Annotated in this window: 1 tRNA gene and 1 rRNA gene; both read left to right on the top strand. The window is 41.2% G+C overall.

Going from position 1 to position 583, the window contains the following annotated elements:
• Positions 1-115, top strand: a 5S ribosomal RNA gene (rrf, locus tag AX762_RS01760).
• A gap of 39 nt (positions 116-154) precedes the next feature.
• Positions 155-227 (top strand) — tRNA-Asn (locus AX762_RS01755).
• The last annotated feature ends 356 nt before the right edge of the window (positions 228-583 follow it).

Here is a 583-nt window from a genome sequence, read left to right as displayed (position 1 = left end):
GCGGTGACGATGGCGGGAAGGATCCACCTGTTCCCATTCCGAACACAGCCGTTAAGCTTCCCAGCGCCGAGGATAGTGAAGGGTTTCCCTTTGTGAAAGCAGGACGTTGCCGTGCAGCTCTTTTTTTGATACAATGGTGTTTTAATATAATCATTCCGCAATAGCTCAGCTGGTAGAGCGCATGACTGTTAATCATGATGTCGCAGGTTCGAGCCCTGCTTGCGGAGTTTTTTTGTGCTCAAATTTAGCGGGGGCAAAAAAATGAATACTGAATAAAAATAAAGGTTGACGCACGAGTGAAAACCTGGTATATTTATTCCTGTTGCTGATTTGAAGCAACGCAATGCTTTTCTTTTCTTGTTAAGTCTCGGTCAAATGAGCGAAAAAAGAACTTTCGAAAGTTCTTGACAAGCAAAACAAAAGCCTGTAATATTATATTAGTTGACACATCACGTCGTCAGCGATTGAACGAAATAGATCTTTGAAAACTGAACAAAGTAAACAATCAAATGTGCAGGTGTCTTCGGTTCAATTTATTGGACCAAGACAACACAAACGAGTTAACATGTTTAACTCGGAATTA

The organism is Alkalibacterium sp. 20 (assembly GCF_001885615.1).
Classification (GTDB): Bacteria; Bacillota; Bacilli; order Lactobacillales; family Carnobacteriaceae_A; genus Alkalibacterium.
This window is presented reverse-complemented; position numbering and strand designations above follow the sequence as displayed.